At 67.2% G+C, this 13,985-nt stretch carries 17 protein-coding genes; 12 read left to right on the forward strand and 5 right to left on the reverse strand.

Annotated features, from left to right (window positions below; translation table 11 throughout):
* The first annotated feature begins 100 nt into the window (after positions 1 to 100).
* From AC1DWT_RS18610 to AC1DWT_RS18650, 9 genes are all read left to right on the forward strand, one after another.
* Entirely contained in the window at positions 101 to 994 is an 894-nt protein-coding gene (locus tag AC1DWT_RS18610) for a LysR family transcriptional regulator (protein WP_206013968.1), read from the forward strand.
* Between the two features lie 99 nt (positions 995 to 1,093).
* Complete coding sequence (locus AC1DWT_RS18615; RefSeq protein WP_206013967.1) at positions 1,094 to 1,945, forward strand: crotonase/enoyl-CoA hydratase family protein; 852 nt, start codon at positions 1,094 to 1,096, stop codon at positions 1,943 to 1,945.
* Positions 1,946 to 2,072: 127 nt separating this feature from the next.
* Positions 2,073 to 2,765: a GntR family transcriptional regulator gene (locus AC1DWT_RS18620; protein WP_477921669.1), complete on the forward strand. Its 693-nt coding sequence runs from the start codon at positions 2,073 to 2,075 to the stop codon at positions 2,763 to 2,765.
* The gene (locus AC1DWT_RS18625; protein ID WP_206013966.1) at positions 2,765 to 3,559 is read left to right on the forward strand and encodes a LamB/YcsF family protein; all 795 of its coding nucleotides are present in this window, start codon (positions 2,765 to 2,767) and stop codon (positions 3,557 to 3,559) included. The genes AC1DWT_RS18620 and AC1DWT_RS18625 overlap by 1 nt, the downstream gene beginning before the upstream one ends.
* The gene (locus AC1DWT_RS18630) at positions 3,552 to 4,187 is read left to right on the forward strand and encodes a 5-oxoprolinase subunit B family protein (RefSeq protein ID WP_206013965.1); all 636 of its coding nucleotides are present in this window, start codon (positions 3,552 to 3,554) and stop codon (positions 4,185 to 4,187) included. Before AC1DWT_RS18625 ends, AC1DWT_RS18630 begins: the two co-directional genes overlap by 8 nt.
* Positions 4,188 to 5,111: a 5-oxoprolinase subunit C family protein gene (locus tag AC1DWT_RS18635; RefSeq protein WP_072947258.1), complete on the forward strand. Its 924-nt coding sequence runs from the start codon at positions 4,188 to 4,190 to the stop codon at positions 5,109 to 5,111.
* A 58-nt stretch (positions 5,112 to 5,169) separates the two neighbouring features.
* Positions 5,170 to 5,622 carry a VOC family protein gene (locus AC1DWT_RS18640; protein ID WP_072947257.1) on the forward strand — a complete coding sequence of 151 codons (453 nt, stop codon included), beginning with the start codon at positions 5,170 to 5,172 and terminating at the stop codon, positions 5,620 to 5,622.
* Positions 5,623 to 5,763: 141 nt separating this feature from the next.
* The gene (locus AC1DWT_RS18645) at positions 5,764 to 7,083 is read left to right on the forward strand and encodes an MFS transporter (RefSeq protein WP_083395704.1); all 1,320 of its coding nucleotides are present in this window, start codon (positions 5,764 to 5,766) and stop codon (positions 7,081 to 7,083) included.
* The gene (locus AC1DWT_RS18650) at positions 7,080 to 7,871 is read left to right on the forward strand and encodes a D-glutamate cyclase family protein (RefSeq protein WP_072947256.1); all 792 of its coding nucleotides are present in this window, start codon (positions 7,080 to 7,082) and stop codon (positions 7,869 to 7,871) included. Before AC1DWT_RS18645 ends, AC1DWT_RS18650 begins: the two co-directional genes overlap by 4 nt.
* 210 nt (positions 7,872 to 8,081) lie before the next feature.
* On the opposite strand, the gene AC1DWT_RS18655 is transcribed toward AC1DWT_RS18650, so the two are convergent.
* From AC1DWT_RS18655 to AC1DWT_RS18675, 5 genes are all read right to left on the reverse strand, one after another.
* Positions 8,082 to 8,342: a hypothetical protein gene (locus tag AC1DWT_RS18655; protein WP_072947255.1), complete on the reverse strand. Its 261-nt coding sequence runs from the start codon at positions 8,340 to 8,342 to the stop codon at positions 8,082 to 8,084.
* A 287-nt stretch (positions 8,343 to 8,629) separates the two neighbouring features.
* A complete protein-coding gene (gene chrA / locus AC1DWT_RS18660; protein WP_477921673.1) occupies positions 8,630 to 10,027 on the reverse strand; it encodes a chromate efflux transporter in 1,398 nt (465 codons plus the stop codon).
* A gap of 60 nt (positions 10,028 to 10,087) precedes the next feature.
* Positions 10,088 to 10,519, reverse strand: a complete 432-nt coding sequence (locus AC1DWT_RS18665; protein WP_477921675.1) for a chromate resistance protein ChrB domain-containing protein — start codon at positions 10,517 to 10,519, stop codon at positions 10,088 to 10,090.
* On the reverse strand, positions 10,516 to 11,025 hold the full coding sequence (locus AC1DWT_RS18670) for a Chromate resistance protein ChrB (RefSeq protein WP_241031394.1): 510 nt from the start codon (positions 11,023 to 11,025) through the stop codon (positions 10,516 to 10,518). The genes AC1DWT_RS18665 and AC1DWT_RS18670 overlap by 4 nt, the downstream gene beginning before the upstream one ends.
* A gap of 301 nt (positions 11,026 to 11,326) precedes the next feature.
* The gene (locus AC1DWT_RS18675; RefSeq protein WP_241031393.1) at positions 11,327 to 11,680 is read right to left on the reverse strand and encodes a hypothetical protein; all 354 of its coding nucleotides are present in this window, start codon (positions 11,678 to 11,680) and stop codon (positions 11,327 to 11,329) included.
* A gap of 77 nt (positions 11,681 to 11,757) precedes the next feature.
* Between AC1DWT_RS18675 and AC1DWT_RS18680 the strand changes: the two genes are divergently transcribed.
* The 3 genes from AC1DWT_RS18680 (at position 11,758) to AC1DWT_RS18690 (ending at position 13,747) form a co-directional block, all read left to right on the forward strand.
* Complete coding sequence (locus AC1DWT_RS18680; RefSeq protein WP_241031392.1) at positions 11,758 to 12,201, forward strand: hypothetical protein; 444 nt, start codon at positions 11,758 to 11,760, stop codon at positions 12,199 to 12,201.
* 305 nt (positions 12,202 to 12,506) lie between these two features.
* Positions 12,507 to 13,265, forward strand: a complete 759-nt coding sequence (locus tag AC1DWT_RS18685) for a ParA family protein (protein WP_206013963.1) — start codon at positions 12,507 to 12,509, stop codon at positions 13,263 to 13,265.
* Positions 13,265 to 13,747, forward strand: a complete 483-nt coding sequence (locus AC1DWT_RS18690; protein WP_095861549.1) for a hypothetical protein — start codon at positions 13,265 to 13,267, stop codon at positions 13,745 to 13,747. Before AC1DWT_RS18685 ends, AC1DWT_RS18690 begins: the two co-directional genes overlap by 1 nt.
* The last annotated feature ends 238 nt before the right edge of the window (positions 13,748 to 13,985 follow it).

Consider the following 13,985-nt stretch of genomic DNA (forward strand, 5'->3'; position numbering starts at 1 on the left):
CGCGTGAGGGACGTGACCGCCGTCCGGAGCGCGAAACGCGAAGACCACTGCTTCGCCAGTGTCACCTTATCGCCCACGTCACGTTGGGTAGGGTCGGGAAGTGGACTCACGTCAACTGCGCTACTTCCTCGCTGTCGTCGAGAACGGCAGCGTGACCCGGGCAGCTGAGGTTCTGTATGTGGCCCAGCCGGCGCTGTCGCAGTCGCTGCGGGCGCTGGAAGGTGAACTGGGGGTCGAACTCTTTCGGCGGGTGCCACGAGGAATGGAGTTGACCGATGCGGGTGCGGCATTGCTGGGGCCCGCGCGCCAGGTGCTGCAGTCGTCCCGCCGTGCGGACGAGATCGTGCGGGGGATCGCCACGCTCGAGAACGGCTGGCTCGATGTGGCCAGCCCGCCGGACCTCGCGGTGGAACCGCTCGCCTCGTTGGTGGCACAATTTCGGGCACAGTACCCGGGCGTGTGGGTCAATCTGATGGATCCGGGGCCCAACGCCGACGTGGAGACTCTCCTGAGAACCGCTCGATGCGAAGTCGGGATCGACTATCTCCCGGCCGACGACGACAAGCTGTCGACCCGTGTGCTCGGCCGTCGCCGACTGCTGCTGGGGCTACCGGCTGAGGCACCCCAGACGCAGACGCCGATCTTCCCGATCGATCGACTGTCCGAGCTACCGTTGATCGCCGGACCGAGGGGTACAGCTGTTCGCGACGAGGTCGAACGTGCTTGCGCTCAACACGGTTTCAGCCCGAACGTGGCGGTGGAGGTCGAACATGAACACAACGTGTATCTACTCGTCGAGGCCGGAGCAGGCGCGGCCTTCCTGACCGACTCCGAGGCCCGTCGAGCCGAGCGTCGCGGAGTGCGGGTGATGCGAACCGAGCCCGAGTTGGGGCACGACTACGGTGTGGTGTTCCGGTCGGGACCGTTGTCACCGGCGGCCGCAGCGTTCGCCGCTCTCGCCACCGGCTCGGCCCCCGGGGAGAGGCATGCGTGAAGCCGATTGCTCTGGAAGGCAACGGATCTTTGACCCGAGCCGCCGAATCGAGGACGGTGAAGCCGACGTGCTCGACAAGTCCGAAGAGACAGGTTCCCGATGAAGTTCAATACCATTCGCCTCGAGGTCGACGACGGCATCGCCACGGTCACGCTGGACCGTCCCGATCAGCTCAACGCATGCACGACGGAAATGAAATCGGAGATCATCGAAGCCTTCGATCACACCGACGCCAGCGATGCGGTCCGCGTGGTGATCATGACCGGCTCCGGTAGAGCGTTCTGCGCCGGCGCCGACCTCTCTGGAGGGGGTTCGCGATTCGACGCGCCGGAGGAGACCGACGGTGGAGTGCCCCGCGACGGCGGCGGTGAGATGACCCTGCGGATCTACGATTCGACGAAGCCCGTGATCGCGGCGATCAATGGTCCGGCAGTGGGAGTCGGCGCGACCATCACCCTCCCCATGGACATCCGATTGGCCTCGGAGGGGGCGAAGTTCGCGTTTCCCTTCACCCGCCGCGGCATCGTTCCCGAGAGCTGCTCGAGTTGGTTTCTCCCGCGTCTGGTGGGGGTCGAGCGGGCGATGGAATGGCTGTACACGGGACGGCTGTTCACCGCAGCGGAGGCGCACGAAGGCGGCCTGATCAGTGCCGTCCATCCGCCGGAAACGTTGCTCGCTGCCGCTCGGTCTCTCGCGGCGGAGATCATCGACAACACGGCACCCGTGTCGGTGACGCTGACCCGGCAATTGGTGTGGCGGATGCTCGGCGCCGCACATCCGATGGACGCGCACATCGCGGAGTCCCGGGGTATGCGCGCACAGGGCGCCAGCAGCGACGCCTACGAGGGCGTCACGTCCTTCCTGGAAAAGCGCCCACCCCGGTTCACCCGCAAAGTCACCTCTGATCTTCCGGACATCTTCCCGGGCTGGGTCCGCCCCGGGTACCGGTAGGCCCTCGTCAGGGCGCCGATCGAATCCGGTTATCGGTGTGTTTCGTGATGCTTCGGTTCTGTAAAACATCCACTCCCAGGGCGAATTGGGCTGGACAGGGCAACCGGATCCACTGTATACAGTGAATATGTCGCCTACGTCACACGAGTTCGGGTCTCCGGAAGGGGACCTGACGTCCCGGCTCCGAACCTCCATCGTCGAGGGCATCTATCCCCCTGGCCACCGCTTGGTGCAGGAGGAACTCGCCGACCGGTTCGGGGTGTCGCGGATTCCGCTGCGCGAAGCCATGCGGACCCTCGCGGGGGAGGGCCTGCTGCGCACGGTCCCGGGCCGCGGCACGTTCGTCACCGCGCTCGACCTCGACGAGATCGACGAGATCTACGACCTGCGCCGCCTGGTCGAGCCGAGCTTCGCCGAGCACGTCGCCGAGCGAGTCTCGCGGCGCGACATCAGCCGCTTCGAGACGATGGCCGAGCAGATGGATCAGGTGGCCGACACCGGCGCCGGAGCGTGGTCGCGGACCAACCTGGCGTTCCATCTCGACATGTACCGGCTCTCGCGCCTGCCGATGCGCTACGAAATCATCGCCCAGATGTATCACCGGCTCGAGCCCTATTCCCGGTTCTACGTGCACGGGACGTGTGCGTACGACCGGGTCCAGGACGAGCACAAGGCGATGGTTCAGGCGCTCGCCGACGGCAATTCCGAGGAGTTGGCTCGGCAGATCATCCTGCACATCGACGGTGGGCAGACCGGTCTGCACCGCGCCTGGGAGAACTCGGCCGAGGACATGCGCACCTACTGGGCCGAGCGCAGCTGATGGGCACTCGGACGGTCTCGATCAACACCGACATCGGTGAGGGGTTCGGCGTCTGGGGTGTCGGTGACGAGGCGCCGCTGATGGATCAGGTCACCGCCGCGAACATCGCCTGCGGCTTCCACGCCGGTGATCCCGACATCCTGCGCCGCACCTGTGAGATGGCCGCCGCCCGTGGGATTTCGGTGGGCGCGCAGGTGTCGTACCGCGACCTTGCCGGCTTCGGTCGCCGATTCATCGACGTGCCCACCCCGACGCTCGTCAACGACATCGTGTATCAGATCGGCGCCCTGCAGGCCTTTGCGCGGATCGCCGGGACGGTCGTGTCCTACGTCAAGGCGCACGGGGCGTTGTACAACACGGCCGCACGGCATCCGGGCCAGGCGCACGCCATCGCCGAAGCGATCGGACGGGTCGACCCGGACCTGCCCGTGCTCTGCCAGTACGACACGGTGCTGTGGCACACCGCTCTCGACGCCGGACTGACCCCTCAGGCGGAGGTATTCATCGATCGGTCGTACACGGATGAGGGGCTGCTGGTACCACGGTCGCACCCGGACGCATTGGTCGTCGACCCGTCCGCAGCCGCGAAACGGGCCGTGGACATGGTCGTGACCGGTTCGGTCGACGCGGTGGACGGCGGGACGGCCACGGTACTGCCGGACGGGGCGGCGACGATCGCGATGTGCGTGCACAGCGACACCCCCGGTGCGGTCGACATCGCCCGGCAGACCCGGGAACTGCTCGGGCGCAACGACGTGGCTCTGGTCGGGATCGGGGGTGGACGCCATGACTGAATCCGGCAACCTCCTCCGCGCGGGCGATCGTGCCTGGCTCGTCGATGTCGCACCCGAGCGGATCGCCGGTGTCGTGGCCGCGGCGCGTGCTCAGACCTGGTCGGCTCTGCTGGAAGACGTCGTCCCTGCCGCGCGTTCGATCATGTTCCGCGCCAACACCTCATCCGACATGCGGCTGCTCTCCGACCATGTCCGTCACCTTGTGGACACTGCCGGCGCAGACGCGTCGGCGGCATTCCTCGAACGCGAACCGGTAGTCATCCCGGTGCGCTACGACGGCGAGGACCTCGAGGAGGTGGCACGGAGACTGGGCATGACCACGGCGGCGGTTGTCGCTGCACACACCTCCGCCGAGCATCGCGTGGGATTCTTCGGTTTCGCCCCCGGGTTCGCCTACATCGACGGCCTGCCCGACGCGCTCGAGTTGCCTCGCCGCACGTCGCCGCGCCGACGGGTCGGTGCGGGACTCGTCGCCATCGCCGGCACCCAGACCGTTGTCTATCCCGGCGGCACACCGGGTGGCTGGCACCTGATCGGCTCGACGTCGGAGGTCCTGTGGGACATCGACGCGGTGAATCCCAGCCGGCTGTCCGTGGGTGACCGCGTCGTCTTCGAGGCGGTGGAGTAGATGACCTCGGTGCTGACCAGGCCCGTTCGACTACCTTCCGGTACTACGGTGTGCGCGCAGGTGTCGGTGATCGACGCCGGGCGGAGCACGACGCTCCAGGATCTGGGCCGGCCCGGATTCGCGCACCTCGGGGTCACCGCGTCCGGTGCCGCCGACCGAACCAGCCTGACGTTGGCGAACCGCCTCGTCGGCAACGCGGACGGCGCCGCCGCGCTCGAGAACACCTTCGGCGGGCTCGCGATCGCCGTGTCCGCGGACCGGTACGTGGCGATCACCGGTGCCACCGTCGAGATTCGTGTCGACGGCCGCGCTCCGGCGGAGGGCCGGCGAATCCTGCTGCGGGCCGGGCAGATTCTCTCGCTGGGCCGTCCCGTCACGGGACTGCGCACTTACGTCGCGGTCGAAGGCGGAATCGACACCGATCGGGTCTTCGGTTCCGCCGCCACCGACTGCCTGTCCGGGGTCGGTCCGACACAGGTCCGGTCCGGCACGACCCTCGCGCTCGGGGCGGGTCATCCGGTACCCCACGACATCCCGCTCGAGCTGACTGTGCCCCGACTTCCGGTCGGGGCGGCAGAGGTGCGATTCCGGTGGGGCCCCCGGGACGGCCTGTTCGCGCCACAGGATCGGGCCGCGCTGACCGCCACGACGTGGACGGTGAGTGCGGACTGCGACCGCGTCGGCGCCCGGCTGACGGGACCGCCGCTGACCGTCGGGTCGGTGGACTTGCCGAGCGAAGGCATGGCTCTCGGGGCGATCCAGATTCCACCGTCCGGGGAACCGATCGTGTTCCTCGCCGATCATCCCGTGACCGGGGGCTACCCGGTCATCGGGGTGGTGATCGAACGTGACGTCGACCTCGTGGCGCAGGCAGCACCAGGCACCCGGATCCGACTCGCAGCGCTCCCGAGGGGACACGACTGACCCGAACCCCGCACGTCCCGTCCATCTCCGAGTTCACGAATCACAGAAGAGGAAAAGTATGACCGCCCAACTGACGAACCTTGTTCCTTTCCACCTCGCCATTCCCGTCGACGACATCGACGCCGCCCGCAACTTCTACGGCGGTGTACTCGGATTCAGCGAAGGTCGGTCCGACACCAAGTGGATCGACTGGAACTTCGGCGGACACCAGGTTGTCACCCATCAGGTCGGTGACGGTCCCAGCGCGACGCCCCGCGACGGGGTGGCCGGGACGAACCCGGTCGACGGACACAATGTTCCGGTTCCTCACTTCGGGCTGGTTCTGCCGGTCGACGAGTTCAAAGTTCTCGCAGAGAAACTCACGTCCATCGGGACGGAGTTCGTGATCGAACCGTACGTGCGATTCGAGGGCGAGCCGGGCGAACAGTGGACGATGTTCTTCCTCGACCCCGCCGGAAATGCTATGGAATTCAAGGCTTTCGCCGACCTGGACCAACTGTTCGCCGTCTGAGTCCGCGGACACAGGTCATCGGCAGGACTGCCATCCTGCCGATGACCGCTTGGGCACCCCAGCGCCGCGGTGCCACGTTTTCCGACCCCGCGATCGGGACCTCCTCGCAGCACCTCCGCCACTTCTTCGTTGGAGTTCGCCATGACCACCGTACCTGCCTCCGTGCCCCACACGGGCGATCACCTGCCCGCCCCGCCCCCCATGCAACCCCGCCGCGCCGCCGTTGCGGCCGCGGCCGGTACCGCCGTCGAGTATTACGAGTTCGGCGTGTACGGCTACCTCGCCGTCATCATCGGGCCCCTCTTCTTCCCCAACGACAACCCGACCGCCTCGCTCCTGGCCACGTTGGCGGTCTTCGGCAGCGCCTTCGTCATGCGCCCACTCGGTGGAATCGTCCTGGGCCGCCTCGGCGATCGGGTCGGACGCAAGCCAGTGCTCATCGCGACCATCGTGGGCATGGGAACGGCGACCGCCGCCGTCGGGCTGCTTCCCACCGCCGGATCGATCGGTATCGCCGCCCCGATCGCCCTGCTGCTCGTGCGGTTGGCACAAGGCTTCTTCGCCGGCGGCGAGGTCACCGGATCGGCGACGTATCTGTCCGAATCAGCACCCGCCGGCCGCCGCGGATTCTTCGGCGCCTTCACCCCGGTCGGTGTCGCCCTCGGTGGTGGTACGGCCGCCGTCGTGGCCGGTATCACCACCACGGCACTGACTGACGATCAACTCCGCGACTTCGGTTGGCGCATACCATTTCTGCTGGCACTCCCGCTGATCGCGATCACGTTGATCGCTCGCAGCAAACTCGAGGACTCGCACGCGTTCGTCGCCGAAACCCAGCAGCACGCGCCCGCGAAGTCTCCGCTCATGGAGGTGCTCACCGAGCACACCGCGGCCGTCTTCAAGGTCATCTTCCTGTCGATCGGATCCAACGCCGGATATTGGGTCGGCCTGATCTTCATGAACATCTACCTGACCACCTACCTCGGGTACCCGAAGTCGAACACCTTCTGGATCATGGGCGCCATCAGTTTCTTCGTCGCGATCCTGATGCCGTTCTTCGGGGGACTGTCCGACCGGGTCGGCCGCAAGAAGGTCATCACGATCGGTTTCCTCGGCTACGCGATCCTGGTCTTGCCGGCCATGATCGTGATGGATCAGGGCAGCTTCGCCCTCGCAGTGGGTGCCATGGTGGTGCTCGCGCTGCCGATGCCGATCGTGCAATCGGTGACCTACCCGACCTATGCCGAACAGTTCCCCACCCGCGTGCGGTACACCGGCCTGTCGATCGCCTTCAACATCGGCACCATCATCGGTGGTGGGCTCACCCCGTACCTGGCCACCTATCTCATCTCCCGCACCGACAACCTCCTGGCCCCCGGGTTCCTGCTGATGGCCGCGGTGGTGCTCGCCCTGATCACCCTGCGCACCGTGCGCGAATCAGCCAAGGAGACACTGCAATGACGCTGCCGTCACCGACGCACCCGGAGGATCTGCGCCGACTGGTCGCTGCGGGGCAGTGGACCGCACCGACCGCCGGGATCCTCGACGACTACCAGCAGGCCAACCTCGTCGTCGTGCCGTCCGCCGCCGCCGACGACTTCGCGGAGTACTGCCGCCGCAACCCCGAGGTGTGTCCGCTGCTCGCCAGGACGAATCCCGGCGACCCACAGTTGACCTACGACAACTGCACGGTCGACGTGCGCACCATGCTCCCGCGCTACCGGGTCTGGGAGTGCAACACCCTGGTGGCCGAACCCACCGACCTCACCGAACACTGGCGCGACGACGCGGTCGCCTTCGCTCTCGGATGCAGCCACACCTTCGACGCCCCGCTCCGCCGAGCCGGGATCCCCGTCAGCCATGCCGCACCCCCGGTGTACGTCACCGATCGCGAGACCGTGCCGGCCGGGATCTTCGCCGGACCCCTCGCCGTCAGCATGCGCCCCGTGCCCACGTCGCTGGTCGACACCGCAATCGAGGTCACCGGACGGTATCCGACCGGCCACGGCGTCCCCGTGCACGTCGGCGATCCATCGGCACTGGGAATCGCCGACCTCGCTCGACCCGACTTCGGGGTCTACCCCGGCGTCGGCGAGCACGCCGTACCGGTGTTCTGGGCCTGCGGAGTGACACCGCAACTCGCCATACCGGAGGCGCACCTCGATTACGCGATCACCCATTTCGCCGGTCACATGCTCGTCTTCGACACACTGCTCGACGCATCCGAACCCCTCACCCGAGATCGTTGACGATGTTGGGTAGTCCAATCCTCGGTGGGAAGCAATGGAATCCGGTCACGAGTGCGTACGACACGCGGTCAGCTCGATTGCTCAGCGGCGTCGGCCGTTCCTTGCGCGGAGAAGGTGGCGAAGGCTGCGCGGCAAGGGCAGGTTGACCTCGCGGTGACGCACGAGGAAGCCGTTGCCGTCGCCCCCTGCGGTGGGCAGAAGGTTTGATGGTCAGAAGGAGTTGATGCCCACAAGGACCGCGCCGACGGCGGCGGGGATCAGCACGCCCAGTCCGAGCGAGGCGAACCGGGCCCCGGTGGCGCGGTGACCGGCTATTTGGAACACGGCCGGCCCGGTCAGTCCGAGGGCTGCCGCGGCCAGCACCAGATAGATCGGTGTGAAGATCAGCACCGCGCCGCAGCCGAGGACCAATCCGGCGAAGGCCCAGCTCCACCGTAGATCCTCGACCTCGAGACTCGATGGTGAACCCATCACCTTCTCCCTCGCTGACCTGCAATTCTACCCGGAACGTTGATCCCTGAGCCCGCATCGCTTGCCTTGCGGACGGAGTGCGAACGCTATCCCTCCGCCGGCGACGACCACCGCGATGGCCTTGTGTTCGGCCGTCAGCAAGGGTCGATGCGAACGAGGGGATGACCGAGCGGTTCCGGCTGCGGCCGTGCCGGGGTCTCGTGTCGGTTCGATCTGTAGCGCCCGGCGATGTCGGAGAACTCGTCGGGGTTGTGGTGTCGGTGGTGTGCGGCGACGACGGCTCAGGGTTAGGTGACGGGGAGACCGACCAGCCCGGCCGTGAGGCCGAGGAGAGCGCAGACCCCGAGGGTGCGCAGCACCGACCAGTTCAACCGGTAGATCATCACCCCGGCCAGTACACCGATGACCAGGGCGAGCGGGCGGAACGAGCCGAGTTCCGGCACCAGCAGATGCAGCGGTCCCCAGTGCAGCATCGCGGCGTCCGCGAACAGGGTGTGGACGGCGAAATATAGGGCCAGGTTCGCGATCACCCCGACCACCGAGGCGGTGATCCCGTTCAACGCTGAGGTCAGCTGTGTGTTGTTGCGGAGCCGCTCGACGTAGGGGGCGCCGAGGAAGATGAACACGAAGCACGGCACGAACGTCACCCACGTGGTGAGCAGCGCGCCGATGGTGGCCGCCACCCACGGATCCAGCTCACCGGGGTTGCGGTAGGCGCCGAGGAACGCGACGAACTGCACCACCATGATCAGCGGGCCGGGGGTGGTCTCGGCCAGACCCAGGCCGCGGACCATTTCACCGGGGGCGAGCCAGCCGTAGGTTTCCACCGCCTTCTGCGCCACGTAGGCGAGGACGGCGTAGGCGCCGCCGAAGGTGACCAGCGCGGTGCCGGAGAAGAACAGCCCCTGCTCGGTGAACACACTGCTGCGGCCGGTGAACACGACCACCGCGACCATCGGGATGGCCCAGGCGATCACGCCGACACCGAGGACGAGGATCGTGCGTCGCAGGCTGGGGGCGTCGGCGTGCAGAGCGTCGTCGGCGATCAGCGGCGGCGCCTCGTCGCTGTCGCTCGCGGGTTTACTGCTGCGGTCGGCGCCATGGGTGCGGCCGATGAGCCAGCCGGCGAACCCGGCGACGGCGATGACGATCGGGAACGGGACCGCGAACAGCGCCAGCGCACCGAAGGCGCAGACCGCGATCACCCAGTGGGCGGGCCGGGTCGATGCGCGCTTGGCGACCCGGGTGACGGCCTGCACCACCACCGCCAGCACGGCGGGGGCGATGCCGGCGAAGATGGCCAGCACGATGGTGGTGGCGCCGAAGGCGACGTAGATCGCCGCCAAACCCAGCATCGCGATCATCCCCGGCAGGACGAACAGCACCCCGGCGATCAGACCGCCGAGGGTGCCGCCCAGCAGCCAGCCGGTGTAGATSGCGAGYTGCTGSGCCTCCGGGCCGGGCAGCAGCATGCAGTAGTTCAGSGCGTGCAGGAACCGTTTCTGCCCGATCCASCGYTTCTCGTCGACSAGGGTGCGCTGCATGACSGCGATCTGCCCSGCCGGSCCGCCGAAGGTCTGCAGSGAGATCAGGAACCACGCCCAGSTCGCCTGCCGCAGCGAGATCAGGTCGCGGCGGCCAGAGCTGGTCGGCGTGGCGCGGGTGGAGGGTTCTTTACTGCTCACGTCGGTCTCCGAAACATGAAAAGTTGAAGTGCGGCAGGAAGAGCGGGCCCCGCTCGATGGTCAGGACGGTTCGCGGCCGGACAGGACACGTTGGCGATGRAACTCGTACAACCCGTCGAAGATSCGGGTCGCSAYGGCRAGRGTGTCRTCGTCGGTACCGGTCAGSGACARCCCACGCAGCACCGAATCCAGGCCSGGGGCCTCGGGGGCRTCGAACTTYSCGTCRTCGATGTCGGCCTCGTGCACGATCTCGGCGAGCACCCASARCACCGGGTCGGTGAKCTCGTAGCGGCGCAGGATCGTCTCGAAGCTGCAATCCCCGTGATGRTGSGASAGTTCGACTCCGCGCATGTCGAATGCGGTCGCCTCGGCCGGCACGTCCGCCGGGTCGGTGACCCACAGGAACTCCGCGTCCGGGTCGATGTTGCGGCGGATCAACCACGCACACGCGGCGCGGTCGATGTGGATCCCGGCGCGGGTCGCCCACTTCATCGCGGCACCTGCGCTTCCACGGTGTGGCCGGCCGCTAACTCCGTGAGCGCCGCCTCCGCCCCGTCGCGCGGCGCGGTCGGGAAGAAGGTGCGCTTGTCGATCTCCCGCATCCGGCGACGCAGCTGGGCGAGCTTCTTGGCCCGCCCAGCGGGATCGGGCAACGCTCGTGCGACCTCGGCGGCGTCGGTGATCTCGTCGTACTCGGCGCCCCGATCCGCCGACAACTTCGCCCGCATCCGGTCCCGCTGGTCTCGGGTGGTGGGGGCGGCGGTCCAGACCTCCGCCTGCCCGCCCGCCTCGACGACTTCCTCGGCGACCCAATCGAGCTGTTCCCGGGTTCGTGGTGACGCCGGCAGCACCACCACGCCGTCGGCGAGCTGGAACACCCCGTACTTGCGGAGCTTGCGCCACACCGCGATCCGCGGCGTCGACGGCTCGCGGGGGATGCGATACACCAGCATCACCCACTCGTCGGGACGCTCATCCGAGGTCGATTCCAGATCCACACCATTGATGTAACCACGGTTTCATATCGATGTCCATCCGTGGTCAGCGCGCCGGTCTGGCAACTCGGGGCGCGCGCCTGGACACCGTACTGTAACCGTGGTTACCGTGAAAGCGGCTGCCGTTCGGGAGGCTGTAGAGACGACGAAGAGGTGCTCGATGCATCACAATCGATCCCGGCTGCTGCCCGCACTCATCATCGCGTTGATCCTGGTCGGCGCGTGTTCCTCCGAGGCATCGTCGCCCGGCGGTAGCCCGCTGCCATTGCGCCCGGTCGCGGAAATCGTCCTCACCGGGGACAATTCACGCTTCGATTACGAGAGCCTCGACCCCGAGCGTGGACTGCTGTTCATTGCCCACCTCGGCGCCAGCGAGGTCATCGAAGTCGACGTCCACACCCGACAGGTGGTCCGAACGGTTCCGAACCTGTCCCAGGCACATGGAGTCCTCGTCGTCCCCGAATTGCGCCGGGTCTACGTCACCGCCACCGGCGACAACCGCCTGGTAATCCTTGACGAAGACACCGGAACCGTGATCGGACAGGCTCCCACCGGTGACTATCCGGACGGGATCGCGTACGACCCGAAACGCGGTGCGGTGTGGACCACCAACGAATCCGGCGGCACCGAAACGGTCGTCGACGCCGGCACCGCGCAAGTACGTGGCACTGTCGACCTCGGCGGCGAGGTCGGCAACGTCGCCTACGACCCGGTCGCCGACCAGATGCTCGTGCCGTGCAAGGGAAGGGTGATCTCGCCGCCATCGACCCCGAAACATTGGACGTCATCCGCAGGGTTCCGACGCCCGGCTGCCGCAGCGGCCACGGACTCGCCCTCGACTCCGAGGCTCGGCTCGCGTTCGTGGCCTGCGAGGACAACGCCACCCTGCTCACCGTCGACCTCGCAACTTGGCAGACCGCCTGCAGCAACACCGTTGGCCAGCAACCCGACGTCCTCGCCTACGACCAAGGCGCGCACCGCCTTTACGTCGCCGCCGAAAGTGGCACCGTCAGCGTGTTCGACCAACACGACAAGCACCTCACCGAGGTCGGATCCGGGCACCTCGCCGACGGCGCACACGTCGTGATCGTCGACCCCACCACCGGCCACACGTACTACCCGGTGCCCACCGGGAATGACGGCCACCCCGCCCTCCTCGAGCAGGCGCCGGAGGGTTAGGGACAGCACGGCCCGCGCGCCGGCAAGTGCGGTTACGTTCGAATCTGGTCCGACGCAAGTACTGCCCCCGACTTCGATCCCCTGATCTGGTCTGCCGGCCGGTGTTTGATATCAACCAGTGCCGCGACGTCGAGGACACCCTCGAAGACAGCGCCGGCGATGATCAGCCGCGGCCACTCGGCCCGAAACCATGCGGTGCGTAGACCGGGTCCCCGGCAACACGGCTCAGATCGGCGGCTCGTCCGCGTGTCGCGCCGAAGTTAAGTATCTTGAGATACCTCAGTATGTTTAACCGAAGGGACACCATGACCCGCACCATCGCGGTGGTCAACCATAAGGGCGGCTCGACCAAAACCACGAGCACCGTCAATCTCGCCCAGGCCCTCGTCGAAGCCGGCCACACCGTCCGTGTTGTCGACCTCGACCCGCAATGCAACGCCACCACCTGGCTCGGTGCCACGCCCGAGGCCGTCGACAACGATGTCCTGTCGGTACTCATGCTGGTGGCGAGCATCGAGGAAGCGACCACCATCACCGCGTCCGGGATCCACCTCGTTCCTGCCACCAAGGAACTCGATTCCGTCGGGCCCTACTTCCTCAAGAAGCCCGGTGCCCACGGCATCCTGCGCAAGGCCCTCGCCGGCGCCCCCGATGTCGACTTCAACCTCCTCGACTGCCCCGGAGACTTCGACCACCTGACGATCAGCGCACTCGTCGCCTGCACCGAAGTGCTCGCCGCTGTCATGACGGGCGCCATGGAACTCGAAGCGCTCATGCGGATCGAGAACTACATCACCCAGCAGGTCGAGTTGCTCAACCCCACCGCGCGGCTCAATCACATTCTGTGCGGCCGCGTCGAACTCGGCCAGGTCATCGACCAGCAGGTCCTCGCCGCGCTCCGCGAGACCTACCCCGACCAGACGATGCGCACCATCATCCCGAAGTCCGTCCGTGTCAGCGAAAGCTACAGCGCCGAAGAACCCGTCGTCAGGTGGGCACCGTCCTCCTCCGCATCACGCGCCTACCGCGACGCCGCCCGAGAACTCGTCGAAAGGATGCCCTGATGACCGCGACACGTAAGCCCGGACTCGCGAGCAACCCCCTCGAACGCCGCGAACAGGCCCGCGCAGGCGCCCACCCGGACGGGACGTACTCGCGGACACGTCGAAAGGAGCTCCTGGTGGGCGTGACACGTGAGCCCGGACTCGTGAGCAACCCCCTCGAACGCCGTAAGCGGCGGCTGCCGAACCTCGTCGAACAGTGCGTGGACGTCGCGCAAGTAGGAGCTCTCGGCGAGGAAAAGATGACCGCGAAACGGGCCCCCGCAGGCAAGAAGCAGGTTTCCGTCTCCATCGAGACCGCCAGGGTCGAGCACGGCAAGGACGCCGTCGCCGCCATCGGCCACATCGCCGGCGCCCCCCAGAGTTGGTCCGACCTCGTCGACGAAGCCCTCACCCACTACCTCGCCGTTCTCGAACGCAGGTACAACAATTGCGAACCCTTCCCCCCGCGCAACGCCGAAACTGTCCGGAGACCACGCCGCTGAGCCATCCTGCCGGTAGCGGCGCGCGCGCACCTGGGAAAGCGGCGCTGCAAGGCCTGCACGCGGCAGCCGATACCGCCGCGCTGCCGCACGAAATACGCATCTGAACCGGCGCGCTTTTGTCGAGCGCAGATCGCCTGGTCGCCGATGAAGCATGCGCCCGAAGCACCGGTGTCGGAAAAGTTCCTCGAAAAAATCCGGGACGCGGTGTCCGATCGGGGCGGTGGCGTTCGTGGACGGG

The sequence above is a fragment of the Rhodococcus sp. P4_B6 genome (assembly GCF_056402215.1).